This is a genomic window from Streptosporangium sp. NBC_01755 (assembly GCF_035917995.1).
Classification (GTDB): Bacteria; Actinomycetota; Actinomycetes; order Streptosporangiales; family Streptosporangiaceae; genus Streptosporangium.
This window is the reverse complement of the sequence record NZ_CP109131.1, coordinates 3,547,318-3,570,560: the sequence shown is the minus strand read 5'-3', so window position 1 is coordinate 3,570,560 and position 23,243 is coordinate 3,547,318. Positions and strand designations below refer to the sequence as shown.

General features: G+C 67.7%; 25 protein-coding genes and 1 tRNA gene. 13 read left to right on the top strand and 13 right to left on the bottom strand.

Annotation, left to right across the window (positions count from 1 at the left end; translation table 11 throughout):
* Positions 1-89 precede the first annotated feature (89 nt).
* On the top strand, positions 90-611 hold the full coding sequence (locus OG884_RS16660; RefSeq protein ID WP_326646264.1) for an SSI family serine proteinase inhibitor: 522 nt from the start codon (positions 90-92) through the stop codon (positions 609-611).
* A 192-nt stretch (positions 612-803) separates the two neighbouring features.
* On the opposite strand, the gene OG884_RS16655 is transcribed toward OG884_RS16660, so the two are convergent.
* Genes OG884_RS16655 through OG884_RS16640 form a run of 4 tightly spaced genes read right to left on the bottom strand, consistent with a single transcriptional unit; the run spans position 804 to position 4,904 of the window.
* Complete coding sequence (locus OG884_RS16655) at positions 804-1,631, bottom strand: DUF72 domain-containing protein (RefSeq protein ID WP_326646939.1); 828 nt, start codon at positions 1,629-1,631, stop codon at positions 804-806.
* Between the two features lie 34 nt (positions 1,632-1,665).
* A complete protein-coding gene (locus OG884_RS16650) occupies positions 1,666-2,199 on the bottom strand; it encodes a hypothetical protein (RefSeq protein WP_326646263.1) in 534 nt (177 codons plus the stop codon).
* Positions 2,200-2,201: 2 nt separating this feature from the next.
* Positions 2,202-4,433, bottom strand: a complete 2,232-nt coding sequence (gene katG / locus OG884_RS16645; RefSeq protein WP_326646262.1) for a catalase/peroxidase HPI — start codon at positions 4,431-4,433, stop codon at positions 2,202-2,204.
* 33 nt (positions 4,434-4,466) lie between these two features.
* The gene (locus tag OG884_RS16640) at positions 4,467-4,904 is read right to left on the bottom strand and encodes a Fur family transcriptional regulator (RefSeq protein ID WP_326646261.1); all 438 of its coding nucleotides are present in this window, start codon (positions 4,902-4,904) and stop codon (positions 4,467-4,469) included.
* 443 nt (positions 4,905-5,347) lie between these two features.
* Between OG884_RS16640 and OG884_RS16635 the strand changes: the two genes are divergently transcribed.
* Positions 5,348-6,013, top strand: coding sequence for an AIM24 family protein (locus tag OG884_RS16635; RefSeq protein ID WP_326646260.1), 666 nt, complete (start codon positions 5,348-5,350; stop codon positions 6,011-6,013).
* Between the two features lie 559 nt (positions 6,014-6,572).
* Here OG884_RS16635 and OG884_RS16630 read toward each other — a convergent pair.
* The gene (locus OG884_RS16630) at positions 6,573-6,944 is read right to left on the bottom strand and encodes a DUF5997 family protein (RefSeq protein WP_326646259.1); all 372 of its coding nucleotides are present in this window, start codon (positions 6,942-6,944) and stop codon (positions 6,573-6,575) included.
* A gap of 55 nt (positions 6,945-6,999) precedes the next feature.
* On the opposite strand from OG884_RS16630, the gene OG884_RS16625 reads away from it, so the two are divergent.
* Both OG884_RS16625 and OG884_RS16620 read left to right on the top strand, forming a co-directional pair.
* A complete protein-coding gene (locus OG884_RS16625) occupies positions 7,000-7,728 on the top strand; it encodes a LysR family substrate-binding domain-containing protein (protein ID WP_326646258.1) in 729 nt (242 codons plus the stop codon).
* A 351-nt stretch (positions 7,729-8,079) separates the two neighbouring features.
* Positions 8,080-8,265: a hypothetical protein gene (locus OG884_RS16620; RefSeq protein WP_326646257.1), complete on the top strand. Its 186-nt coding sequence runs from the start codon at positions 8,080-8,082 to the stop codon at positions 8,263-8,265.
* Between the two features lie 542 nt (positions 8,266-8,807).
* On the opposite strand, the gene OG884_RS16615 is transcribed toward OG884_RS16620, so the two are convergent.
* Positions 8,808-9,497, bottom strand: a complete 690-nt coding sequence (locus tag OG884_RS16615) for an alpha/beta fold hydrolase (RefSeq protein WP_326646256.1) — start codon at positions 9,495-9,497, stop codon at positions 8,808-8,810.
* A gap of 92 nt (positions 9,498-9,589) precedes the next feature.
* Positions 9,590-12,406, bottom strand: a complete 2,817-nt coding sequence (locus OG884_RS16610; protein ID WP_326646255.1) for a helix-turn-helix transcriptional regulator — start codon at positions 12,404-12,406, stop codon at positions 9,590-9,592.
* 565 nt (positions 12,407-12,971) lie between these two features.
* Here OG884_RS16610 and OG884_RS16605 point away from each other — a divergent pair.
* On the top strand, positions 12,972-13,541 hold the full coding sequence (locus OG884_RS16605) for a hypothetical protein (RefSeq protein ID WP_326646254.1): 570 nt from the start codon (positions 12,972-12,974) through the stop codon (positions 13,539-13,541).
* 381 nt (positions 13,542-13,922) lie between these two features.
* Here the strand turns inward: OG884_RS16605 and OG884_RS16600 are convergent.
* The 4 genes from OG884_RS16600 to OG884_RS16585 all read right to left on the bottom strand — a co-directional run bounded on the left by OG884_RS16600 (position 13,923) and on the right by OG884_RS16585 (position 15,706).
* A tRNA-Ala gene (locus OG884_RS16600) sits at positions 13,923-13,995 on the bottom strand.
* A 139-nt stretch (positions 13,996-14,134) separates the two neighbouring features.
* Positions 14,135-14,872 carry an HAD family hydrolase gene (locus tag OG884_RS16595; protein ID WP_326646253.1) on the bottom strand — a complete coding sequence of 246 codons (738 nt, stop codon included), beginning with the start codon at positions 14,870-14,872 and terminating at the stop codon, positions 14,135-14,137.
* 29 nt (positions 14,873-14,901) lie between these two features.
* Positions 14,902-15,021 carry a DLW-39 family protein gene (locus tag OG884_RS16590; protein ID WP_211264163.1) on the bottom strand — a complete coding sequence of 40 codons (120 nt, stop codon included), beginning with the start codon at positions 15,019-15,021 and terminating at the stop codon, positions 14,902-14,904.
* Positions 15,022-15,421: 400 nt separating this feature from the next.
* Complete coding sequence (locus tag OG884_RS16585) at positions 15,422-15,706, bottom strand: GNAT family N-acetyltransferase (RefSeq protein ID WP_326646252.1); 285 nt, start codon at positions 15,704-15,706, stop codon at positions 15,422-15,424.
* Between the two features lie 295 nt (positions 15,707-16,001).
* On the opposite strand from OG884_RS16585, the gene OG884_RS16580 reads away from it, so the two are divergent.
* The 7 genes from OG884_RS16580 (at position 16,002) to OG884_RS16550 (ending at position 21,426) form a co-directional block, all read left to right on the top strand.
* Positions 16,002-16,373, top strand: coding sequence for an STAS domain-containing protein (locus tag OG884_RS16580; RefSeq protein WP_326646251.1), 372 nt, complete (start codon positions 16,002-16,004; stop codon positions 16,371-16,373).
* 190 nt (positions 16,374-16,563) lie between these two features.
* Entirely contained in the window at positions 16,564-16,935 is a 372-nt protein-coding gene (locus OG884_RS16575; RefSeq protein WP_326646250.1) for an STAS domain-containing protein, read from the top strand.
* A 153-nt stretch (positions 16,936-17,088) separates the two neighbouring features.
* Complete coding sequence (locus tag OG884_RS16570) at positions 17,089-17,556, top strand: ATP-binding protein (protein ID WP_326646249.1); 468 nt, start codon at positions 17,089-17,091, stop codon at positions 17,554-17,556.
* A 398-nt stretch (positions 17,557-17,954) separates the two neighbouring features.
* On the top strand, positions 17,955-18,155 hold the full coding sequence (locus OG884_RS16565) for a ferredoxin (RefSeq protein ID WP_326646248.1): 201 nt from the start codon (positions 17,955-17,957) through the stop codon (positions 18,153-18,155).
* Positions 18,152-19,537: an NAD(P)/FAD-dependent oxidoreductase gene (locus OG884_RS16560; RefSeq protein ID WP_326646247.1), complete on the top strand. Its 1,386-nt coding sequence runs from the start codon at positions 18,152-18,154 to the stop codon at positions 19,535-19,537. Before OG884_RS16565 ends, OG884_RS16560 begins: the two co-directional genes overlap by 4 nt.
* Before the next feature lie 49 nt (positions 19,538-19,586).
* Complete coding sequence (locus tag OG884_RS16555; RefSeq protein WP_326646246.1) at positions 19,587-20,807, top strand: cytochrome P450; 1,221 nt, start codon at positions 19,587-19,589, stop codon at positions 20,805-20,807.
* A gap of 295 nt (positions 20,808-21,102) precedes the next feature.
* The gene (locus tag OG884_RS16550) at positions 21,103-21,426 is read left to right on the top strand and encodes a putative quinol monooxygenase (protein ID WP_326646245.1); all 324 of its coding nucleotides are present in this window, start codon (positions 21,103-21,105) and stop codon (positions 21,424-21,426) included.
* A gap of 55 nt (positions 21,427-21,481) precedes the next feature.
* Here the strand turns inward: OG884_RS16550 and OG884_RS16545 are convergent, their stop codons facing one another.
* Together OG884_RS16545 and OG884_RS16540 are read right to left on the bottom strand one after the other, a co-directional pair.
* Positions 21,482-22,021 carry a hypothetical protein gene (locus OG884_RS16545; protein WP_326646244.1) on the bottom strand — a complete coding sequence of 180 codons (540 nt, stop codon included), beginning with the start codon at positions 22,019-22,021 and terminating at the stop codon, positions 21,482-21,484.
* Positions 22,022-22,091: 70 nt separating this feature from the next.
* Positions 22,092-22,652 carry an ABC transporter permease gene (locus tag OG884_RS16540; protein ID WP_326646243.1) on the bottom strand — a complete coding sequence of 187 codons (561 nt, stop codon included), beginning with the start codon at positions 22,650-22,652 and terminating at the stop codon, positions 22,092-22,094.
* Between the two features lie 107 nt (positions 22,653-22,759).
* On the opposite strand from OG884_RS16540, the gene OG884_RS16535 reads away from it, so the two are divergent.
* A complete protein-coding gene (locus OG884_RS16535) occupies positions 22,760-22,990 on the top strand; it encodes a hypothetical protein (RefSeq protein WP_326646242.1) in 231 nt (76 codons plus the stop codon).
* Positions 22,991-23,243: the final 253 nt, after the last annotated feature.

Sequence of the window (23,243 nt, the reverse complement as noted above, 5' to 3'; positions counted from 1 at the left end):
GTGTGCCTGGAAGGTCGATGCTTGGCTTCCGCGTCGCCGCTGGTCACGCTGGGAGCATTGAACATCGCGTGAGCTGGGGGACGATCTGGATGAAGCAGCTTGCGGAGCGGATGATTTTTGGTGTGGCGTTCCTCGGTGCGATGACCACGCTCAGTGCGTTACCCGCCGACGCTGATTCGCTCGGTGAGCCTATGCCGAGTGTGTCCGACATGCCTGGTGTGTCCGATAGACCGGATATGTTCGACGTGCCCGGTGTGTTCGACGTGCCCGGTGTGTTCGACGTGTCGGGTGAGCTGTCGGCTCGGGCGCTGGTGCTGACGGCCAGTCAGGGGCCGGTCATTCTGCCACCGGCTCGGGCGGTGGTGTTGCAGTGCTCACCGATCGGCGGAGGGACGCACCCGAACGCGCGGGAGGCGTGCACGGCTCTGGAACCTGCAAATGGTGATGTGCGTAAGCTCAAGCCTTCGCCGGGAAGTCTCTGCCCGCTGAACTATGAGCCGGTGACGGTGTCGGCGGTCGGTGTGTGGAACAGCCGATTCACCATGTCGTCTCGGACCTTCGGGAACAGCTGCCAGATGCACAATGCGCTCGGGGTCGTGGGCAGCTTCTGATATCCAAGGCGGCCCCTTCATCGGGATCCGGCTGGCGGGCCGCAGGCCGCAGGTCACCGATGTCGAGGGCGGGCGATGCCGAACGCGGACCGGAAGAAGGCCGAACGAAGATCAAAGCTCAGGTGACGGCGACCATCCCCAACCTGGACTTTTTCCTGTCCGTCCGCCGACGTACGACGGGCGGCCCGGCGGTCAGAAGAGGGTCAGTGGCTCGGTCGGCATGGGCTCGGGCAACGGCTCGATCCCGGGCAGCCGGGCCCGCACGTCGTCGTGAAAACGACGGGCGAGCATCGGCGCATCGGCGTTGTCGGGGGTATGGATGAACACGGTCGGCGAGCGACCTTCGCTCAGCCATTCGGCGACCGTGTCGATCCAGTACCGCCAGCCCTCGATCGTGCGCTCCGTGGCGTCCCGGCCGAGGTAGCGCACGATCGGCCGGTCGGTGAGAGCGAACGACCGGCGCGGCACGCGCGGTTTCTTCGTCCACGCATCTCGTTCGGAATCGCTGGTCGGAGGGCTCTGGAAGAGGACGGTGGTGTCGAAGGGGACCCACTCGGCACCGACGTCGGTGAGAACCCTTTCGAGAAGCCGTGCGGATCGCGCGTCCTCGAAGAACGCGCGGTGGCGGACTTCGACGGCGTACCTGTGCGAGCGGGGCAGACGGCGAAGAAAGGCCGCCAGGGTGCCGAGGTCGGTCGGAGCGAACGATCCCGGCAGTTGGACCCAGAGGGCGTGAGTTCGCGGCCCCAGTGGCTCGATCGCCTCCAGGAACGAGCGAAGTTCCTCGTCGACGCCGGTAAGGCGGCCCTCGTGCGTGATCGACTTGGGCAGCTTGACCACCAGGCGGAAGTCCGGGGTGGTCTGCCGCGCCCACGACTCCACTGTGCTCCTGGCCGGTGTCGCGTAGAACGTCGTGTTGCCCTCCACCGCGTTGCACCAGGTCGCATAGGCCCGCAAGCGCTCCCCGACAGGAAGCGGATGGGGCAGAAAGCGCCCCTGCCATGACTTGTGAGTCCACATCGCGCATCCCACATGAAGCCGCATGACCTCGACGTTATCCAAGGTCGGCAGGAGAGAGCACCGAGGGCCTCTCAGGCGGAGCACTTCCGTTTCCCGCCCCGTCGAGCACGTTGTCCAGAGCAGGCCCCCTCAGTCGGACACGCCGCACTGTCCAGCCCGCCCATCCGGAGCTCGGGAGCCCTGTGGCCTGGAAACTCGCACGGGCGGCGAAGATCATAGCGACGCCTTCAGCCTCAAGGCGTCGGGCCGCGAACACCAGCGCGTCGATGGACGCCTGGTCGAACCACTGCGCGTCGTCGATGAGACAGAGCAGCGCGCCATCCCCCACGAGTTCAGAGAGAAGGCTCAGCGTGGCCAGCCCGACCAGGAACCGGTTTTCCGGAGCGATGTCGCCCAGGTCCAGGGCTCCACTGAGCGCGGCGGCCTGTGCGTCGGGCAGTGCGAAGATCGCCGCCGCTACGAAGACCCACCAGCCGGTCGACGCCTGGAATCCCCGCTCGACGTAGGTGGTCGCGGCATCACCCTGAGGACGTCCAGGTCGGCCGGCGCGGGCCGACCTGGACATCATGATCAGGCGAGGTCGAACCGGTCGAGGTTCATCACCTTGTCCCACGCCGCGACGAAGTCGTTCACGAACTTCTCCTTCGCGTCGTCACTCGCGTAGACCTCCGCGAGCGCGCGCAGCTCGGAGTTCGACCCGAAGACGAGGTCGGCACGGCTGCCGGTCCACTTGCCCTCGCCCGTGGCGGCGTCGCGCCCCTCGAACGTGTTCGCGTCCTCGGACGTCGCCTTCCACGTCGTACCCAGGTCGAGCAGGTTGACGAAGAAGTCGTTGGTCAGAGACCCGGGGGTCGTGGTGAAGACGCCGAGCGGCGACTGCTGGTGGTTCGCGCCCAGGACGCGGAGGCCACCGACGAGGACCGTCATCTCGGGGGCGCTCAGGGTCAGCAGGTTCGCCCGGTCGATCAGCAGGTACTCAGCCGGCAGCCGGTTGCCCTTCCCGACGTAGTTGCGGAACCCGTCGGCGACCGGCTCGAGCGCGGTGAACGACTCCACGTCGGTCTGCTCCTGCGAGGCGTCCACGCGGCCCGGCGTGAAGGGGACCTCGACGTCGAAGCCGGCGTCCTTGGCGGCCTGCTCGACGGCCGCACCGCCGGCGAGCACGATCAGGTCGGCGAGCGAGACCTGCTTGCCGCCGGTCTGGGCGGCGTTGAAGGCCTCCTGGATCCCCTCCAGGGTGCGCAGCACCGTCGCCAGCTGGTCGGGGTCGTTGACCTCCCAGCCGCTCTGCGGCTCAAGGCGGATGCGCGCACCGTTGGCGCCGCCGCGCTTGTCGCTGCCGCGGAAGGACGAGGCCGACGCCCACGCGGCGGACACGAGCTGGGACACCGACAGGCCCGAGGAGAGGACCTGGCCCTTGAGGGAGGCGACGTCCGCGGCGTCGACGAGCTCGTGCGTCACCGCGGGGAGGGGGTCCTGCCACAGCAGCGTCTCGGCCGGGACCTCCGGGCCGAGGTAGCGCGCGACCGGGCCCATGTCGCGGTGGGTCAGCTTGAACCACGCGCGGGCGAAGGCATCCGCGAACTCGTCGGGGTTCTCGTAGAAACGCCGCGAGATCGGGCCGTAGACCGGGTCGAACCGGAGCGCGAGGTCGGTGGTCAGCATGGACGGCGCGTGACGCTTCGACGGGTCGTGGGCGTCGGGCACCGAGTCCTGACCGGCGCCGTGCTTCGGCCGCCACTGGTGCGCGCCGGCCGGGCTCTTGGTCAGCTCCCAGTCGTAGCCGAACAGGTTCCAGAAGAAGTTGTTGGTCCACTTCGTCGGCGTCGAGGTCCAGGTGACCTCCAGACCGCTGCCGATCGTGTCCGCGCCCTTGCCGGTGCCGTAGGTGCTCTTCCAGCCGAGTCCCTGCTGCTCAAGCGGGGCAGCCTCGGGGTCGGGGCCGACGTGGTCCGCCGGGCCCGCGCCGTGGGTCTTGCCGAAGGTGTGACCGCCCGCGATCAGGGCGACCGTCTCCTCGTCGTTCATCGCCATCCGGCGGAACGTCTCACGGATGTCGCGGGCCGAGGCGAGCGGGTCCGGGTTGCCGTTCGGGCCCTCCGGGTTGACGTAGATGAGGCCCATCTGGACCGCGCCGAGGGGGTTCTCGAGCTCCCGGTCGCCGGTGTAGCGCTTGTCGTCGAGCCAGGTGGACTCGGGACCCCAGTAGACGTCCTCCTCGGGCTCCCAGACGTCCTCACGACCGCCGGCGAAGCCGAAGGTCTTGAAACCCATCGACTCCAGGGCGACGTTGCCGGCGAGGATCATGAGGTCGGCCCACGAGAGCTTCTGGCCGTACTTCTTCTTGACCGGCCACAGCAGGCGGCGGGCCTTGTCGAGGTTCACGTTGTCCGGCCAGCTGTTGAGGGGGGCGAAGCGCTGCTGGCCGGCCCCGGCGCCGCCGCGGCCGTCGCTGATCCGGTAGGTGCCCGCGCTGTGCCACGCCATCCGGACCATGAACGGGCCGTAGTGGCCGTAGTCGGCCGGCCACCAGTCCTGCGAGGTCGTCAGCACCTCAGCGATGTCCTGCTTCACAACCGCGAGGTCGAGGGTCTTGAACGCCTCGGCGTAGTCGAACTCCTCGCCGAGGGGGTTGGCCACGGCGGGGTTCTTGGCGAGGATCTTCAGGTTGAGCCGCTCCGTCCACCACTGACGGTTTCCGCCGCCCTGGGTCGGGTGCGGGGCGCGCTCGTGCGCGACCGGACAGCCACCTCCGCCCTCCGTCTTCGCGTCTACGACGATTGCATCATGGTTCTCAGACATAAGAATCCTTCCGGATAAGGCAGATCATGGTGCTCAGGAACTGCTGGCGCTGGAACAGCCGGGGCATAAGCCCCAGTAGATGACCTCGGCCTCGTCGATCGAGAAGCCGTGGTCACCGGACGCGGCCAGGCAGGGCGCCTCGCCGACCGCGCAGTCGACGTCGGCGACGACGCCGCACGACCGGCACACGACGTGGTGGTGGTTGTCCCCGACGCGCCCCTCGAACCGGGCCGGGCTGCCGGCCGGTTCGATGCGGCGTACGAGGCCCACCGCGGTGAGCGCGTGGAGAGCCTCATACACGGCTTGAAGGGAGACATGGCCTACGCGATCGCGTACCCCGGAGGCGATCGTCTCGACGTCGAGGTGGTCACCGTCCCGGACGGTCTCGAGCAGTGCGACGCGGGCGGCCGTCACCCGCAGGCCGACACCGCGCAGTTCCTCGGCGGTGGTCGGGGTCCTGGGTGCGGTCATGGCGCCAAACCTACTGTCATAAACACGAATAGTACAAGACAGCGAACAGTACAAGTCTAGTGCCGTGCCAGGCAACCCTTGTCCCGTTGTGGCGTGACGCACCGTCCGGACGGTGGGCTTGGGGGGTGGCGCGTCACGGTCAGGCCGTCTTGGCGGCAGAACGAGTACGCGTACGCGAGATCGATGACGAAGAGGGGCAGCGGCTGCTGCGGAGTGCGTCACGAGGCGCTGCGTGACCGGGTGGAGGTGAAAGAATCCACCGATTGGCTGTCGCAGCAGTGGCAAGCGGAGCCAGGCTGCCCTCGGGTGACGGCTTGACACACAGGTCCGCGTCGCCCACGATCACCAACGTCGATTACCAACGTCGTAAGGGCTCGCGGGAACCGGAGCCCCGTCCCCGTTCGTCACTACCCATGTCGACTACACCCATCAAAGGGAGCCTCATGCGCAGCGCGCTCTTCGGGAACCTGGACTCCCAGCAGGTTCCCGCCAACTTCGCCCTGCAGAACTCCAAGATGCTTCGCGTCCGGCTACCGCACGAGGTGCTCGCCAGGCAGGGCTCGATGGTCGCCTTCCAGGGCCAGATGGATTTCGACTACGAGGGATCGGGCGGGGTCGGAAAACTGTTCAAGAAGATGGTGACCGGCGAGGGCGCCCCGCTGATGCGCGTCAGAGGGCAGGGCCTGCTGTTCCTGGCCGACAACGCCGACGACATCCACCTGTTCTACCTGGAGAACGAAGCTCTCACCGTCAACGGCCGCAACCTGCTGGCCTTCGATCCCCAGCTCACCTGGGACATCCAGCGCGTGCAGGGCGCGGGTATCGCCGCGGGCGGCCTGTTCAACATGACGATCAAGGGCACCGGCTGGGTCGCGGTCACCGCGCACGGCACGCCGGTGCTCCTCGATACCTCCCAGATACCGACCTTCGCCGACGGCCAGTCCGCGGTCTGCTGGAGCGCCGGCCTGCACGTGGGCGTCAACCGAACGATGAAAGTCGGTGCGCTGATCGGCCGTGGCAGCGGCGAGGCCATGCAGCTCGCCTTCCAGGGCCAGGGGTTCGTCCTCGTCCAGGCGAGCGAGGGCCCACCGGTGGTGCAGGCACAGTAGGCTCAGCTTCCTCCCTTGAAAATCTTGCTCCATGTTCCTCCATGTTCGGGAGCAACCTCTCCCACCGCGGGCGCCGCGCCTCCCCGCATGGGTACAGCTTGGTACGCCGGGCCGTAGGCGATCGGGCAGGACGCCGAGGTTGCTGGATAGCACCGAAGGCCGTCACCCTGCATGCCAGGAAAATGAGCAAATGCTCACATAGTACGCGGGTGAGCAGTCATAGGCTTCGACCTGGCCAATGAGGTGAGGTGGGCAGCGTGCGGGCAAGGTTACGAAAGCTGTATGCGAGCGGGCGAGAGTTCGTATGGATGTGCCGGATCAACCACCTGGCCGGTGAGCGTGACTGTCACAGGTGTATTCGCCTGCGGGTTTGGGGCGCCGGGAAGAACAGCCGTGTGCTCCAGGCGGATCTGTTGTCAAAGGCGGTCTTGCCGTGGGGCTGTGCGACCGATTGCACCTATTCGACCCCCGAGGACGTGCGGAGGGTCATCAACTACGCCTTGACACATGGCTGGGATCCCGACCTCGTTGGCTCGGAAACGTGCAGGATCTCAGCTGTCTAGCGTTGCTTGAGGCGGAGCGCTTCTTTGCGGGCCTCGGCGTAGCTGGACTGCTCGCGCTCCAGCCACGCCGGGTTCTCCGCTTTCAGCGCATCGATCTCAGCGGTGGTGAGCGGTCCGGTGATCCCACCTCTGATCAGGCCGGCAATGGAGACCCTGAGCTTCGCGGCGATGACCTGCTTGGTGTGCGGGCCGTTGCGGCGCAGGTCAGCGAGCCAGGCAGGTGGCGTCGACTGCAACTCGTTCAACTCGTCCCTGGAGACGACACTCGCCTGGAACTCGGCGGGAGTGGCCGAGAGGGGGACACCCAGCTTCTTGGCCGCGGTCGCGGGCTTCATTGTCTGGATGGTCTTCGGTTTGGGCGAGGTCATGGCATCAAGAGTAGTCAGCCGGAACAGGTTCCCTTGACATCGGTACCCTGAGGAAGTGACTGATGGAGAGACCGGCAGGACGTTTCGACTGGCGTACGTGCCCGGGGTGACACCTGCGAAATGGGTCAACGTCTGGACCGAGAGAATGCCCGGCGTGCCGGTCACCCTGGTCGCGGTTCCCGCCGACGAGGTGGTGGGACTCCTGCGGAACGGCGGCGCCGACGCCGGATTCGTCAGGCTGCCGGTCGACCGGGACGGACTCAGCGTGATTCCTCTCTACCTGGAGACCATGGTGGTCGTGGTGCCTAAGGACCACGCGATGGCCGCCGCCGACGAGGTGGCCATCGCCGACCTTATCGACGACGAGGTGTTCCATCCTCTGGACGACACCATCGAGTGGACCGCCCGGCCCGGGCTGCCCGCGTTCACCCGCCCGGCCACAACGGCGGACGCGGTCGAGCTCGTAGCGACCGGCACTGGGATTCTCCTGGTTCCGATGTCGCTGGCACGCCTCCACCACCGCAGGGATCTCACTTACCGGCCGGTGCCGGACGCGCCGCGGTCTCAGGTTGCGCTGGCCTGGCCCACGGACGCGACCACTGACCTGGTGGAAGATTTCATCGGCATCGTCCGCGGCCGGACGGTGAACAGCTCGCGGGGCCGTACCCCCGCCTCCCCTGTGGAGAAACCGGCACAGCGGCAGGCACAAAAACCCGCACAGAATGGCTCCGGTCGCCGGGCCGTGCCAGCCGGCCGTAAGAAGAAGGGCTACCGGCCTCGGTGACCTGCAGACGGATGCGCCAATCACCTTTGGTAAGGATATGAACACTTAAGGTGTCAAACTGGGGCGGTAGGCATGATGTCGCCGCGTGTCCGATGAATTGCGCGTTCCCATCTCAGTAGAAGGCTTCCTGGACCGAGTTCGGCGGCTCGGCCACGATGAGGGCATGACGGAGAACGGACCAGCGCAGCCGCCGACGGCGGGTGCAGGAGCAGGTTTACGCCCGAACTGGGCGGCGACGAGCGCTCTGACGGGTGCGGTAGCCGCCGTGGTCGCGCTGGTCGCCTACCTGGTACCGCCGGGACCACCCGCAGCGGCCAGGCAGCCGCGGCTCGCCAGACCTACCTCGACCTGATGGGCGCGGTCCTCGACGCGCAAGGAGCGGTGGGGGCGACGATCAGTCGACTGGCCGCCGAATTCCAGGAAATGAACTTCCGGCTGACCGGCATGACCGGCATGACCGGCGGCGATCCCAACCAGGTGATCGCGGACATCAACACGGACCTCGCCGAGCTCAAGAGGCTGTGCGGATCCGGCTGACCTGACGACACGTCACAGCCGGATAGGAGATTCGAACTCCTGACTTCCTGGTTGCAAACGGGAGCCAGTCACCACCTGGCGAACTCCTCGGCCTGCTCGGGCGTGTGGCGGTGGGTGTCGGAGTGAGGTGTTGTGCGGCCCTGTTGCTGTACACAGCACCCCAGCCGACGACCAGCCCAGGATGACACCGAGCATCACGGCGATCATCCAGCAGGACGCGCTTTCCCTCGCCGGCCAATGTCTGGGACTGCTCGGCCGCCGGACCGAAGCGATCCCAAGCTCACTGAGGCGATCGCTCTCATGGAGCAGTTCCAGTTGTCCAACTACCGGCATGCCCACACCCTGGAGATACTCGCCGCGCTGCTGAGGAAGACCGGACTGGCGAGAGCCGTCAAGCCTACGTGCGAGCGGCCGAGGTGTTCGAGACGATCCGTGACACCGACGCGAGCAGTCGCTCGCTCGCGATGCAGGTGAGGGTAGAAAGCCCGGCAGCCGGTGGACACGGGCGGGGGTGTCCACCGGACCTCCTGCAAGCCGTTCGCTCAGCCGCCGGCAGCCGCCTTCTTGATCAGCTCGGCGACGGCCTCCGGCTGGGAGACGTAGATGGCATGGCTGCCGACGGCTTCCACCACTGTGGCGCCCGCACGCTCGGACATAGCCCGCTGAGCCGGTGGCGGGATCATCCGGTCGTCGGTGGCGACCAGGTACCAGCTGGGCTTGGTGCGCCAGGCGGGTTCGGTGACGGTGCCGCTGAGCGCGCCGACGCCCCACGGCACCTGCGAGTCGGCGAGGAACTCAGCCTGCGAGGCCGGCAGGTCGCCCGCGAAGGAGGCGTGGAACTTGTCCCGGTCGAGAAAGAGGAACCCGTTGACCGGGGGCAGGATCGGTGGCACCGGCGCGCCCGGCAGCGGGTCGGCGATGAGCGTGTTCACGGACTCGCCCTTGTCGGGCGCGAACGCGGCGATGTAGACCAGCGCCGACACCCGCGGGTGGTTACCGGCCTCGCTGATGACCGCGCCACCGTAGGAGTGTCCGACAAGCACGGTGGGACCGTCCTGGCGGTCCAGGATCAGCTGGGTAGCCTCAGCGTCCCCGTCCAGCGTCAGCGTGGGGTTCTGGACGATGCTGACCCGGTAGCCGTCCCGCTTGAGCAGGTCATAGACGGGCTGCCAGCCCGACCCGTCGACGAAACCACCGTGCACGAGCACAACGTTGGCCGCAGTGGAACTCATGATGCTTCCTCCTCGCGTACTGGTGTGATGCAGACGTGAAGAACAGTAGGCAACCGTAGGCCATACTCGATTGCGTCAAATGACTGGCGTCCTCAGGGGATCGCGGGCGGCGGCGCCTCGTCGTCGAGGCCGGCCAGCGCGTCGCGCAGGGCGGCGCGTGAGGTGATGCCGAGCTTCGGGAAGAGCTGGTAGAGGTGGGTCCCAACGGTCCGGGGCGACAGGAAGAGCCGTTCGCCGATCTGCTTGTTGGTCAACCCGGCGGCTGCGAGTTCGGCGATCTCACGCTGCTGCGGGGTAAGGGATCCCGGACCAGCGGGGGCGAGGTGGCCGATGCTTTGCCCGGTCGCGCGCAGCTCACTCGCGGCCCGTTGGGCCCATGGCCGGGCCTCCAGCCGCTGGAATGCGTACAGGGCATCGGTGAGGTGCCGACGGGCCTCGATAGCTGCTTTGTTACGCCGTAGCCTCTCTCCGTAGGCGAGGGCGATACGTGCGCGATCGAACGGCCAGTGCTCGCCGTCGGCCATGGAAAGCGCCCGCTCGAACAGGATGACCGCGTCCTCGTCGCCCGCCACCAAGGCAGCCGCGGCGTCCACGGTCATGGCCAGCCGCGGCGACAGCGCGGCAACCTCGCAGGCCCGTACCGCCTCGACGTGCGCGACCGCTTCCGCCGTTCGCCCGGTGCGCACCGCCGCCTCGACGACATCCATGATCACCCACAACGCGTGCGGCACATGGCCGGCCAGCTCGCCGGCGGCCGTGATCGTCATCGTGTGCCGGTATGCCTCCTCGAAGTCCCCGCGGCCCAGCGCGTCGAGTATCAGGGCCTGGGCCGCGATACGCCGCACCATCCCGGCCCGCCGCGGCGTCGCCCACACCATCATCCGATCGGTCAGCGCCTTGGTGGCCTCATGGTCGCCACGGGCAGCGGTCAGCATCGCCAACAGGCACAGCCCCAGGCATTCCAGCAACCGATAGTTGTGCAGCCGGCACAGCTCGACGTGCTCCTCGGCCAGAGCCCGCAGCTCATCCCACTCACCGGTGATGAGTTGATCCAGCCCGAGCAACGACCGGGCGTGCAGGGTCAGCGTCACCGCGGTGCCATCACGATGGTCGCGCAGGATGCGCCACAGGGCGGCCCGGCACGAGGTCAGCCGATCCACGAACATCGCGGCCAGCCCCACACGGACGCTCCAGACCGGGTCACCGTGCCCGTCCAGATCGGCGATCGCCGCCTCGATCCGGGCGAGCAGCGCGGACGCCGTACGGGCCGGATCGGCGAAGGTACCCACCAATAGGGTGAGCAGCTCCGGAACCGGCGCGGCCAGCTGAGCGAACGCCGCGTGGAACGGCGCCCACAGCTCAGCCCGCCCGCCGAAGTAGCAGACCCAGCCCAGGGTGTAGAACGCTTCGACGAGCGTGTCGTCCCCGCTGTCGTAGGGCGTGGGCTGCATCTCAATAGCGCCGACCAGCAGCCGGTGCGCGGTGTCGACGTCTCCCTCGCCGCTGAGCAGCAGGTGATGGGCGGCCGCGACGGCTGAGGCCAGCGATCGGGCGCTCCCGCTCTCGCCCTGCAGGGCGTCGGCAAGCAGGCGCGGCACCTCCCGCAGGTCGCCGGTCATCACCGCCCCGAAGTACGCCGCCTGGGCGAGCCGACGACTCCGGTCGGTGCCGACCGGGCTGAGATCGGCAGCCCGCAGCAGAGCGGTGACCGAACCAGCCGCGTCGCCGCGTGCGCGGACCGTGTGAGCCGCCTTCTCCAGCAGCTGCGCCACCCGCTCGTCCGTACCGACCGTGGCGTGGGCCAGATGCCAGGCTCTGCGCTCCGGACTGTCCGACTGCCGCTCGGCGAGCATCGCGTGCGCCCGCAGCCGTTCCTCCGCTGTGGACAGGTTGACGACCGCCGAACGCGTCAACGGATGCCGGAACCTCACCCGGCCGGCCCCCTCTTCAACGGAGACCAGCCCCGCCCGCTCGGCCGGGGCCAGCGCCGTCGCATCGGCGCCGAGCGCCGCCAGCGCGCGCAGGCTGCCCGTGCCGTCCAACACCAGCAGCAGCAGCACCTGCCGTGCCGACAACGGCAGCCCGCTGATCCGCGACTCGAACGCCGCTTGGAGACGACCGCTCAACGGCAGCACCTCCGGCAGACGCGCGACACCGGATCGCTGCCGGCCCGACAGCGTGAGGGGAAGCTCAAGCAAGGCCAGCGGGTTCCCCTGCGCCTCCGCCAGGAGACGTCGCCGCACCGCGGGCACGAGCGCGGGCAACCAGTGCGCCGCCAGCGCGTCCGCGGCCTCGTCCGCAAGCGACCGCACCTCGTGATCGGGCAGGCCGGCACGGTCGAAGAAGCTTTCGTCGCCGGACCGGTAGGCGGCCAGGAAACCGACCCGCCTGCCCGCCACCCGGCGGGCGACGATCGCCAGGACCATGGCGCTGGCCCGATCGAGCCACGGCAGGTCGTCGACGACCACCAGTATGGGCCGGGTCACCGCCGCGTGGGACAACAGCGCCAAGGCCGCGTTCGCGATCACCAGCAGGCCCGGCGGGGAACCGTCTCGAAGACCCAGCGCGACGCCGAGCGCCCTGCGGTGTACCGGGTTCAACGCGTCGAGATCGCCCACCAGTGGATACAAGGCCTGATGGAGCGTGGAGAAGCTGTGAGCCGCCTCGAACTGCGTGCCTGATGCCCGCAAGACGTGCGTACCGGCTGCCTCGGCGTACGCGCTCGCCGCGTCCAGCAGCACCGTCTTTCCGACACCGGGCTCGCCGAACAACAGCAGCGCTCCGCCATCATGCCGGGCGCGCTCCACCAAGGAGCGGAGTACGCGGAGATCGCCGTCGCGCCCGAATAGACCAACATTGCCAGCGGCGTCGCCGACCGTCTTGGATCGGTCGACTGGCGAATCGGCCACCTAGCTCCTCTATCTGCCCGGAATGGCACAGCCCGGTGCTTCGTCATCTTATGGGATCAGCAGGCGGCATGAACTTAAATCATCCCGGTTTGAGACATACGACATGCGCTTACCCGTACCCCCAATTGACCGTCCTCATGAAGCGCAGCCAACCGTTGCCCAAGTGACCTCTTCATAGGTGATCACCTATGAAGAGGTGATTCGACCGCCGTTTCTGAACCAAGGCGCTCACGAAGACCGGCGTCCCGAAGGTCCACTTTGACGATCTCCAACACACGGGGAACACCCTGGCGGCCAACACGGTCGCTGCTGTTGTGGTACCTCCACCAGCCGCCGGCGGGAAAGACAGCGAGCACGCCGCAATCGGCAAGCTCAAGGGCTGTGCCACGCCAGATATCTCCATGCAGCGACCCTCGGTCCCGATTCCTTTGACCGACCAGCCAGTCCTTGTCGGTGTCAAAGGGACGACTGGTGGTACGGGCATCGTCCTCGGCCTGGGCGTTCTCGGCGATGCGTTGCTCGAAGGCAGCGACAGACTCGGCGACGAGGCCGGCAGGACGTGCATGTGGAGACAACGGATGAGGAATCGCGGTGGTTCACGCCTAACCAGGCGTTGACCATCACCGAGCGGGTCGGCCTACTGGCTGGCCGATGGGATGAGGCGCTGATGTTTCTCCTCGCCGCGTACACCGGGATGCGGTTCGGCGAGGTGCGCGGCCTGGAGCGGCAGTATGCGCGGCTCGGCGCGATCCTGGTGCAGTGGCAGCTGCGAGAGGTCAGGGGTGTGTTCATCCAGGCGCCGCCGAAGCACAACGGCCGCCGGACGATCCCGCTGCCTCCGTTCCTGGCCGAGCTGATGTCGGATCAGCTGCGCCGCACCAAGCCGGGTACGTGCGGATGTGAGGGGCATCAGGGCGACTACCTGTTCCGGCCGACGAGCAGACCGGGCAGCCTGGTGGCGGACCACTACAGCCGGACCGGGTTCGCCAACCAGTTCTTCCGGCCGGCGGCTGACGGGCGGCTTGTCAAGAAGGGGGAGCGCGAGCGGTCTCGGATCATGGTGGACGCGGATGGCCGGTATGTGCCGCGGCGGCGGGGGGGGAGACGTTGGAGCGGACCGCGGCGCGGGCGGTGACGACGTGGTGCCCGGTGGTGGAGGGGCTGACGTTTCACGACAGCAAGCACAGCCACAAGACGTGGATGATCGGCGACGGGGTTCCGGAGGTGGCCCAGTTCGAGCGGCTCGGGCATCGGATGGGGGATCCGTGGCGTCTATTCACACGTGGATCCGGTGTTCCGTCAGCTGATCGTGGATTCCCTGCAGGAGCGGTGGGAGAAGTCGCTGAGGTGGCGGGCCCGATTCGGGCCTTCACCCCTGCCCGAATTGCAGGCCCTGTTGGAGCCCCAGCTCGGCCCGTGGAAGTTGATCTCCCAAATTCCTCCCACTGGGGGCGCGAAGATCATCAGAATGAGAAAAGGCCAGGCTGTTTAGCCTGGTCAGAGGGGTAATTTTGGGTGGAGCCTAGGAGATTCGAACTCCTGACTTCCTGCTTGCAAAGCAGGCGCTCTGCCAACTGAGCTAAGGCCCCGAGATCCAAGCCGGTGCCTTGGAGACGACCCGCTTCAGTCGTACACCGTAGCAATAGGAGCCGCCCCTACGCCAATTGGATTCGCGGGCAACGGCGTGTCGGGTGGCCTCGAGCGGACGGGCTTCGAGCGAGACGGTTTTCAGTGGGCGGTGGCTGCCAGGGGGGATTCGACGGGCGCGCCGTCGAAGAGGAGGGCGGGAAGGTCCACGATGGAGTCGAGGATGTGGGTGGCTCCGCCGTTGAGGAGACGTTCCCTGCTGTGGACGCCGGTCAGGACGCCGGCGATCACCGCCGCGCCGGCGCGGCGACCGCAGAGCATTTCGCTCTCGGAGTCCCCGACGACGGCGACCTGGCGTACGTCCTCGATACCTAGTCGCATGACCGCGGCGAGCACCAGGTCGGGCATCGGACGGCCACGGCCGGTGTCCTCGGGGCACAGGGCCAGATCAAGCCTGTCGGACCAGCTCAGGGCAGCCAGCACGCGGCCGAGCGTGACACGGCTGAAGCCGGTGGTGAGGCAGATCCTGACGTCGGCACCACGGAGCTTGTCGAGTGCCTCGACGATTCCGGGCAGTGGAACCAGGCCGGCGCGTCCGATGGCGCCCTCGTAGGAGCGTTCGAAGGTCAGGTTGGCCGCCTGGGCCTGGGCCTCGTTGTCCGGGAAGATACCCCTGAAGACATCGATCTTGGAGCATCCCCGGGACCGGTGCACGTGCACCATGGCACGAGCGTACGCACCGGTCCCGGGCACGATGCCCTGCGTGGCGATCGCCTCGGCGAACGCTCGCTCGACCATGGCGACATCACCGATCGTGGTGCCTGCCAGATCCAGGCAGACAAGCCTGATGGGCTTTACTCCATCTTGGACAAGGACCATGAAAGCACCCGAATCGGTAGCCGCGTCTGTCAGTTCTCGCTGCCGGTGGCTTCGGTCCACAGGTCGAGCTCGGCGCGGTCGGCCTGCACCTTGCGCCAGACCAGCAGCCCCCCGAGGGCGACGAGCGCCAGAACGAGCAACTTCTTCACGGTGTGACCCCACTTCTTGAGAAGTCTCACCTGCCGGGGTGAGACAACGCCCGGTTCGAACGGTTCCCTGCAGCCTAGCAAGGGATCGGGCCATGACTCGGTCCGCATGACAAGCGTCACAGCCGATCTACGCTAACCGGGTAATCGTCACTATCATCCCGCACGACTCGCGATCTGATGATCACAATCTGCCATGAATCCTGTTGCGAAACCGCCCGCGTTATTACGATAACCCCCTTGACGGACCGCTCCATCCGCCCGAAAGTTCCGGTCACCGGCCGCCGAGGATGTTTCCACCCGGTCATCACGGTGACCAGCGTGTCCGCTCGCTCCGGCGCGGCCACCCGGAGCGCGAATGCCCCAAACCATCTCGTTATGGATCTCTGAGGCCACGGGTCGATCAGGCACCCTGGACAAGATCGGCATAGTCGGGGTGACGGTCCATCCATTCCTTGACGAACCAGCAGAGAGGCACGACCTTGGCCTTCTCGGCGCGGGCCGCGTCCAGTGCGGTGCGGACGAGCGCGGATCCCACCCCGTTGCCCTCGTACTCCGGCTCGACCGTGGTGTGGGGATAGACGATGGCCCCGTCACGCCGGACGAGTTCCAGCCGCCCCGCGCGCCTTCCGTCCACCTCCGCCACGAAGAAATCGCCACCTGGGGAGAGCTTGACGTCCACCTGCATGGGGGTTCTCCTTTGCCGGACCGCCGTACGGCGGTTCCTTGGTCAGCCGATCCCGCGAGGCGTTCATTCCCGCGCGTGCGGATTCTCGGTGGATGGGCAGGTCTGGCGGGTGCGACGACTCATCGGTTTCTGCGCACTAGAACATGAAACCGGCAAACCGTATCAAAGGGCGCCTGACTGAAGGATGATGAGAACAGGTACCCGCGCTGCCGGTACCTCATGGCGATCAGCCGACATACCTGTGCATCGCGACGGACGTCGACTGCCCCTCATGCCCACCTAGAAGGTGATCGCAATGGTAGGTGAGGTCAACCACGGCTCACTGCGCATCCTCTTCACCGACCTGCCGACCGGCGTGCGCTGCGAGGGAGACGTCGACCTCTGTACGCGGCACGTCCTGGTACAGGCCCTTGCCATGGCGGCGGAGCGTACCGGCGACGATCTGCACGCCGATCTCCACGGTGTCGACTTCGTCGACGTGGGCGGCCTGAGAGTGCTGGCGGAGGCCGCGTTCGGGATGGCGAGCGACCGCAGGCTGGTCGTCGGAGGTCTCCGGCCGCACGCGTGGCGGATCGCCGAGCTGTGTGGCTGGGCGGAGGTGCTCGCAACAGATCCGGAGAACGTGTCCAGAAGTACTCACAGCAGGTCCGGAGAACGTATCCATTAGTGGTATAACGCAGGATTGCTCCCAGCTGTACCGTAAAAGTTCTCTAGAGGAATTCGGAGGATCTCAAGCTGAGAGCATTCACATCGGCCCCTTCCTCCTGGCTTGAGGCGATCATGATCAGGCTTTTGCCTGCCCGGCGACGGCGTCCCGGCCGCCTTCCCTCCCCTCGACCGTCTGCAGAGGTGTACCTGTGAGCACTGCCGTCCGCGTGACCTACGTGTCCGACCCCTCGGCGAAGGAGATGGTCCTGCTCAGCCTGGCCGGCGAGCTCGACTACGCCAATGCCGAGCGGTTCTATCACGACCTTCACCAGGCCATCGGCCAGGACAGGGTCGACCTTGTCGTAGACCTGACCGACCTGACCTTCTGCGACTCCATCGGAATCCAGCAATTCCTGAACACCCGCAAGACCGTCCTGAGCCGCGGAGGCAGCATCGTCCTGGTCAACCCGTACCCCCGCCTGGAACGAATCCTCCATCTGACCGGGCTCACCCATGCCTTCGGCATCCAGCCCACCGTCGCCGACGCCGTCAAGGTGCTGCGACCACGCCAGTCCTCCTAGCGGCTCCGGATATTCACGGCGAATGACCGTCGTAAGTTGGCAACGATCGGGCAGGTGTCTAGCATCGTGTAACTCATCTGCAACGCCCTGATTCTGGAGCAAGTCGGCTCGCCCCCCGGTGACTGCCAGACAAGGCGACGTCAAGGGGGTGTCGTGATCGGCGACCACGGCCGGCACTGGCCGATCGACGAGGATCTCAGTGCGTTGCGAGAACGTCTCCACCAGTACATCGATCAGGCCGGTATCCGGGGCGACCGCCTGAACGACCTCCTCCTCGCCACCAACGAGGCGGTCATCAACGTCCTGGAGCACGGCGGTGGCAAGGGCACGCTGGACATCTGGCAGGACGAGACCCACCTGACCATTGACGTCACCGACGCCTTGGGCCTCCTGGCCGCCGAGCACATCCCGGCGAAACGCCCCACGGGCACCGTGCGAGGTTTCGGCCTGTGGCTGATGACCCAGTTGTGCGACGAGTTCACCATCGAGCAGCTCGCCGGAGGCTCCCGGGTCCGACTGCGGATGGACCTGCGCTCTCCATCGACACGGACCGGGTCACTCGCCTCGGCAGGACCTCGGCAGGACGACCCCGGCCAGGAAGAGGTCCAGGCCTCGCGCTGAACCTCGATCGTCACGGGCCCCGAGTCCCGTCGCCCGCACCCGCCGAGGAATCGGAACTCACGGGTTCCAGAGGTCTTCGCCGAACCGGAGGGGACCACTCGTACGCAATCCTTGACCACCCGCTGACAGAAGGGCGACGTTCCAGCCCCATGTCCGCGATACGCTCGTTTAGCCAGTTCAGCGAGTTATCTAGCGAGATCACCCACTGTTTTCCGTGACCGCTTCCGGGGCGTTCTCCCCGTAACCGGGGCAGCCGCCGACAGCACGTGAGGACGCGCCGCGACGTCGCTCCGGGGCCGGGTTCGCGGTGGGTCCGGCCCGCCGGCAACCGTCCGCCACCGCCCCGGCTCCCCTCACGCCTTATTCGACCGTGCTCGGGCTCGGAAGGGATGGTCATCATGAGGGTTGTCGTCGACCTGGCACGCTGCCAGGGGTATGCGCAGTGCGCCTTCCTGGCCCCGGACACGTTCCGGATGCAGGGCGAGGAAGCACTCGCGTTCCACTCCAGCCCCGATGACGCGCAGCGGGATCAGGTCCTGCGTGCGGCTGCCGCCTGCCCGGTCCAGGCGATCCTCGTCGAGACACCGGAACCGTCATGAGCAGCGAGAGGAGCCTGCAGGCGTTCAGGCGCGACGGCCATATCGTGATCGTCGGCGCCTCTCTCGCGGGGCTGAGGGCCGCGGAGGCGCTGCGCGACGAGGGCTTCACCGGGTCATTGACCCTCATCGGGGACGAGGCGTGCGAGCCCTACGACCGGCCTCCGCTCTCCAAGCAGGTCCTGACCGGCTGGGTACCCGCGAACGGCACCGCGCTGCCCCGGCGCCGCGAGATCGGCGCGGAGTGGCTGCTCGGCGTGGCCGCCTCGGGGCTGGACCTCGCCGGCAAGCGAGTGCGGCTCGCGGACGGGCGAGAGGTTCCCTACGACAGGTTGCTGATCACCACCGGTGTACGTGCCAGGCCCTGGCCCGACGAGGCCGAGGCCGCACTGGACGGCGTTTTCGTGGTCCGCACCCGCGACGACTCCGGTCGCCTGCGGGAGCGGCTGGATGCCGGCCCCTGCCGGGTGCTCGTCATCGGGGCCGGATTCGCCGGTTCCGAGATCGCCTCCATCTGCCGCGAACGCGGCATACCGGTGACCGTCGCCGAGGTCGCCGAGGCCCCGCTGGTGGGAGCACTCGGCAGCATGATCGGCTCGATCGCCGCAGACCTCCAGCGTGCTCACGGCGTCGACCTGCGCTGCGGTGTCAGGGTCACCCGGTTGGAGGGCGACGGGCGAGTGCGCCGCGCTCACTTCTCCGACGGAGAGACGATCGACGCCGACGTGGTGGTGGTCGCGCTCGGCGGCGTGCGCAACACCGAGTGGCTGCAGGACTCGGGGCTGGCCGCCGGCCGCTGGGGGGTGGCCTGCGACTCGGGCTGCCGGGCGTTCGACATCAACGGCCTGGTCACCGATGACATCTTCGTCGCCGGGGACGTGGCACGCTGCCCGCACCCGGTCTACGAGTACCGGTTCCTGTCGCTGGAGCACTGGGCCAACGCGGTGGAGCAGGCCCAGGTCGCGGCGCACAACATGGTCAGCCCTCCGACCGACCGCTGGCCGCACCTGTCCATGCCGACGTTCTGGTCCATGCAGTTCGGCGTCAACATCAAGTCCGTCGGTGTTCCGATCATGGCAGACGAGATCACCGTCACCCAGGGGGCGGTGGAGGAGCGCCGGTTTGTCGCGGCCTACGGGTACCGCGGCAGGGTCATCGCGGCCGTCAGCTTCGACAACGCCAAATGGCTCGACCACTACCGGCAGCTGATCGAGACGGCGGCTCCCTTCCCGCCCTCCTGCCCCACCCCCGACCAGCCCGCCGACATGAAGCCGGTCCCCGCACGCTTCCCGGATCCCCTCATCATCACCCACGGAGCCACGGTCATGGTCACCGGCCACGAGCCGAGCGAGCGGCGCGTGGCGTTCGCACGGCCGGGCCGTTGAACCCGGGCAAACCTTAGTTGAACCCGGGCAAACCTTAGGAGAAGCGGTCATGACAGTCGCTCAGGCGCCCAGCACTCTCCAGCGGATCCTCGACTACTCCAGCCGGGCCGACCCGTACCCGCTCTACGCGGAGTTGCGCAGGACTCCGGTGGCCCGGCAGGAGGACGGCGACTACGTCGTCAGCACCTACCGGGAGATCAGCACGTTGCTGCACGACCCGCACCTCAGCTCCGACGCGCACAGCCTCGAAAACCCGGGGCCCGCACTCGCCGAGCGCGGAGACCCACCGGCGTTCATCGGCCTCGACCCGCCACGGCACGACCGGCTGCGCCGCATGGCGATGCGGCACTTCGGCCCCCCGCACTCGCCCACGCTGATAGACGACATGCGGCCCGACCTGACCGCCATCGTCACGGGCCTGATCGAGAACCTGGCGGGCAGGGACCAGATCGACATCGTGGACGACTTCGCCTATCCCTTCCCGGTCACCGTGATCTGCCACCTGCTCGGCGTGCCCCGCGAGGACGAGCCGCGATTCCACCGATGGGTCGAGGCGATCGTCGCGCTGCTCGACTTCAACCCCGCGACGGACCCTCAGGAACGCCTGGGGGAGGGCGTACAGGCCCGCAAGGACCTCAGGCACTATCTCGCCGAACTCCTGGAGAGCCGCCGCGGCCGGCCGCCGGGCGACGACCTGCTGTCGCGGCTGGCGGGCGACGAAGGCCCCGACGGGCGCATGACGGACGAGGAGATCATCAGCACCGCCAACCTGCTGCTCATCGCGGGTCACGAGACGACGGTCAACCTGATCACCAACGGCGTGCTGACCCTGCTGCGCCACCCCGATGTGCTGGAGCGCCTGCGCCGCGAGCCCGAAATGATCGTCCGGACGGTCGAGGAGTTGCTGCGCTACGAACCTCCGGTGCACATCATCCCCTGGCGGGCCGCCTACAGCGATCTCACCGTCGCGGGCGTCACCATTCCGAAGGGCTCGCAGATCACGCTCATGCTCGCCTCCGGCAACCGCGACCCCGCGTACTTCCGCGATCCCGACCGGTTCGACCCCGACCGGCAGGACAACCGGCACCTCGGTTTCGGCAGCGGTATCCACCTGTGCTTCGGCGCCCCCCTGGCCCGGCTGGAGGCGCAGATCGCGCTGAACGGGCTCGTACGCCACCTGAGGAATCCCCGGCTCGTCGCCGACCCGCCCCCGTACCGGCAGAGCGCGGTCCTGCGTGGCCCGCGCCACCTTCTCGTCAGGCAGGGGTGACGCGTGGTCACCGGCTCCACATCCCGATCCTCACCGGCCCCCCTGATGAGGCGTGCAGTACGGGGGCGGCGTCCGGAACGGCGAGATTCCCTGGCCAGGTCGTCGTCGCCCGTCATGTGCTGATCTTCCCTGTCAGGACCCGCGCATGCGGTACGCGACCGAGGCGGGCTCACGGCGGGTGGGTTCCTCCGCCCCGGCATCCGCTCGCCTATCTTGACCATGGCGCCGCACACCTGCCCCACGCCATGCCCGCGGGCGAGGAACACTCGTCTCGATTCTCAACAGGGGACAACTCATGATCTTCATCGCCGTCAAGTTCACAGTCCGCCCCGAGCGGGCCGAGGAGTGGCTCTCGCTCGTCGACGACTTCACCCAGGCCACCCGCAGGGAGCCGGGGAACGTCTTCTTCGAATGGTCCAGGAGTGTCGAGGTGCCCGGCCAGTTCGTCCTGCTGGAGGCCTTCGCCTCGCCCGCCGCGGGTGAGGCGCACGTGAGTTCGGAGCACTTCAGAACCGCCATGGCCTGGATGCCCGGATTGATCACGAAGACACCGGAGATCATCAACGTCGAGGTGCCCGGCGAGGGCTGGTCGCGGATGGCGGAACTGTCACCGGCCTAGAACCGGCCCGCCCGGACTGTCACCGGCCTAGAACCGGCCCGCCCGGTCGGTACGCCTAGTCCGGCAGGCGCCTGCTCCGTCCGCGCCGCCGGGAGAATCGCCACCCGGTGAAGGTGAGGCCGACGCCCGTCACGGCCACCCCCGCGTAGATCCAGATCGGGATCGGCCGGCCGCCACCGCTGCCGGAGGCGTCCGGTGAAGAAGTGGCGACGGCCGTCGGAGTCGGGGCCGCCGGGGGTGGGGTCGCCGTACCGAGAGCGGTGATGAGTTCCGCGGTGAGCGGCTCCCCGCCCGGCAGGCCGTCCCCGGCGCGCAGCGCGGCATCACCTGGGCTGACCAGCAGGTTCCCGGCGCAGAGCGAGGTGTTCAGTGCCACGCCCGGATCGACCGTGAGCAGGCCCGACTTACCCGTGGCGGCGAACACCAGGTACCGCGACCCGGTGACGAAGTTGTATCCGCACGCGGCGCTGTCGGCGTTGGTGGCCACCTCGAACTCGGCGCTTGCCTGTTCACCGACGACCGGCTGGAGAACGTCGAGGCCGCTCGGAAGCCGGGGATGACGGCCGTTCACTTCCGGGGCCCCGACGATCTCCATGAGGCTCTTCCCCGCTGCTCGACGGCGGCCACAGGTCGGTCTCCCCGTCGTAGTCGAGCGCCGGCTATGGCTACGTCAGCGCCTCGGTGGGCGACAGACGGGAGGCGCGGATCGCCGGGTACAGGCCGGCCAGCGCGCCGATGGCCAGCGTGGCGCCCATCCCGCCGAGCACCGCCCACGCCGGGATCACCACGGGCCACGACACCGAGGTGACGTACCCCGCCGTGACCGCCACGCCCAGCAGCGCGCCCGCGATCCCGCCCAGTGCCGACAGCAGCAGTGACTCGGCGAGGAACTGAGTGCGGATCTGCCCCTTGGTCGCCCCCAGGGAACGGCGCAGGCCGATCTCGCCGCGCCGTTCCAGCACCGAGATGACCATGGTGTTGGCCACCCCGACCCCGCCGACCAGCAGCGCCACACCACCCACGCCGAGCAGCAGCCCGGTGAAGGCCGCGTCGGCGGCCTGCTTGGCGGCCAGCGCGTCGGAGGGGCGCGACACGTCGACCTCGTTGGGGGCCTCCGGGTTGGCGGTGGCGCCGAGCACCTGAGCCACCGCCTCCACCTGCGCGTCCCGCGAGCGGGTGTAGACGACGGTCGGGCGGCTGTCGAAGCCCAGCCTGGCCTCGGCCACCGGCCAGCCGACCAGCGCCGCGGTGTCCAGGCTTTCGAACGCGGGGGCACCGGGACCTTCCCGCCCAGGTACAGCTCGGTGTAGGCGCGGTCGAGCAGCCTGCCACCTTGCAACGCGAGTGCGAAGCGAACCAGGTCCGGCGCCGTGGAGAACCCGCCTCCGCCCCCGGAGCCGATGAACGCGCGCCCGAGCAACTGCGGGCCGAGATGCAGCAGTGGGTGGAGGAGACGTCGGCGGTGGCCGAGTGGGTGCGGACCTTCGCCCCCGTGATGCCGAGCACATTCGCCTCCGCCCCGGGATCGTATTCGGCCGAGTTCTCTGGTTACCTGCCGGCGTGAAGGCGGCGGGCGCTCCCATCTCCAGGTCAGGGCACTGCAGAACCTGGGGTGGTTCACCAGACGTGCGGGAGATCTTTAGAGTTACCAGAGTGAGGTCTGCGACGGCGACAAACTTCCCCGCCATTTTATTCCCCTCGAATCCACAAGGAGGACAGCCGGGAATCTTTACCTGATAAATCACCCTTACAGGGCGAGAAATCCGCATTTTTTGCCATTTAATGACTCCTATATCGTCAAGAGCACCTCAAATTCC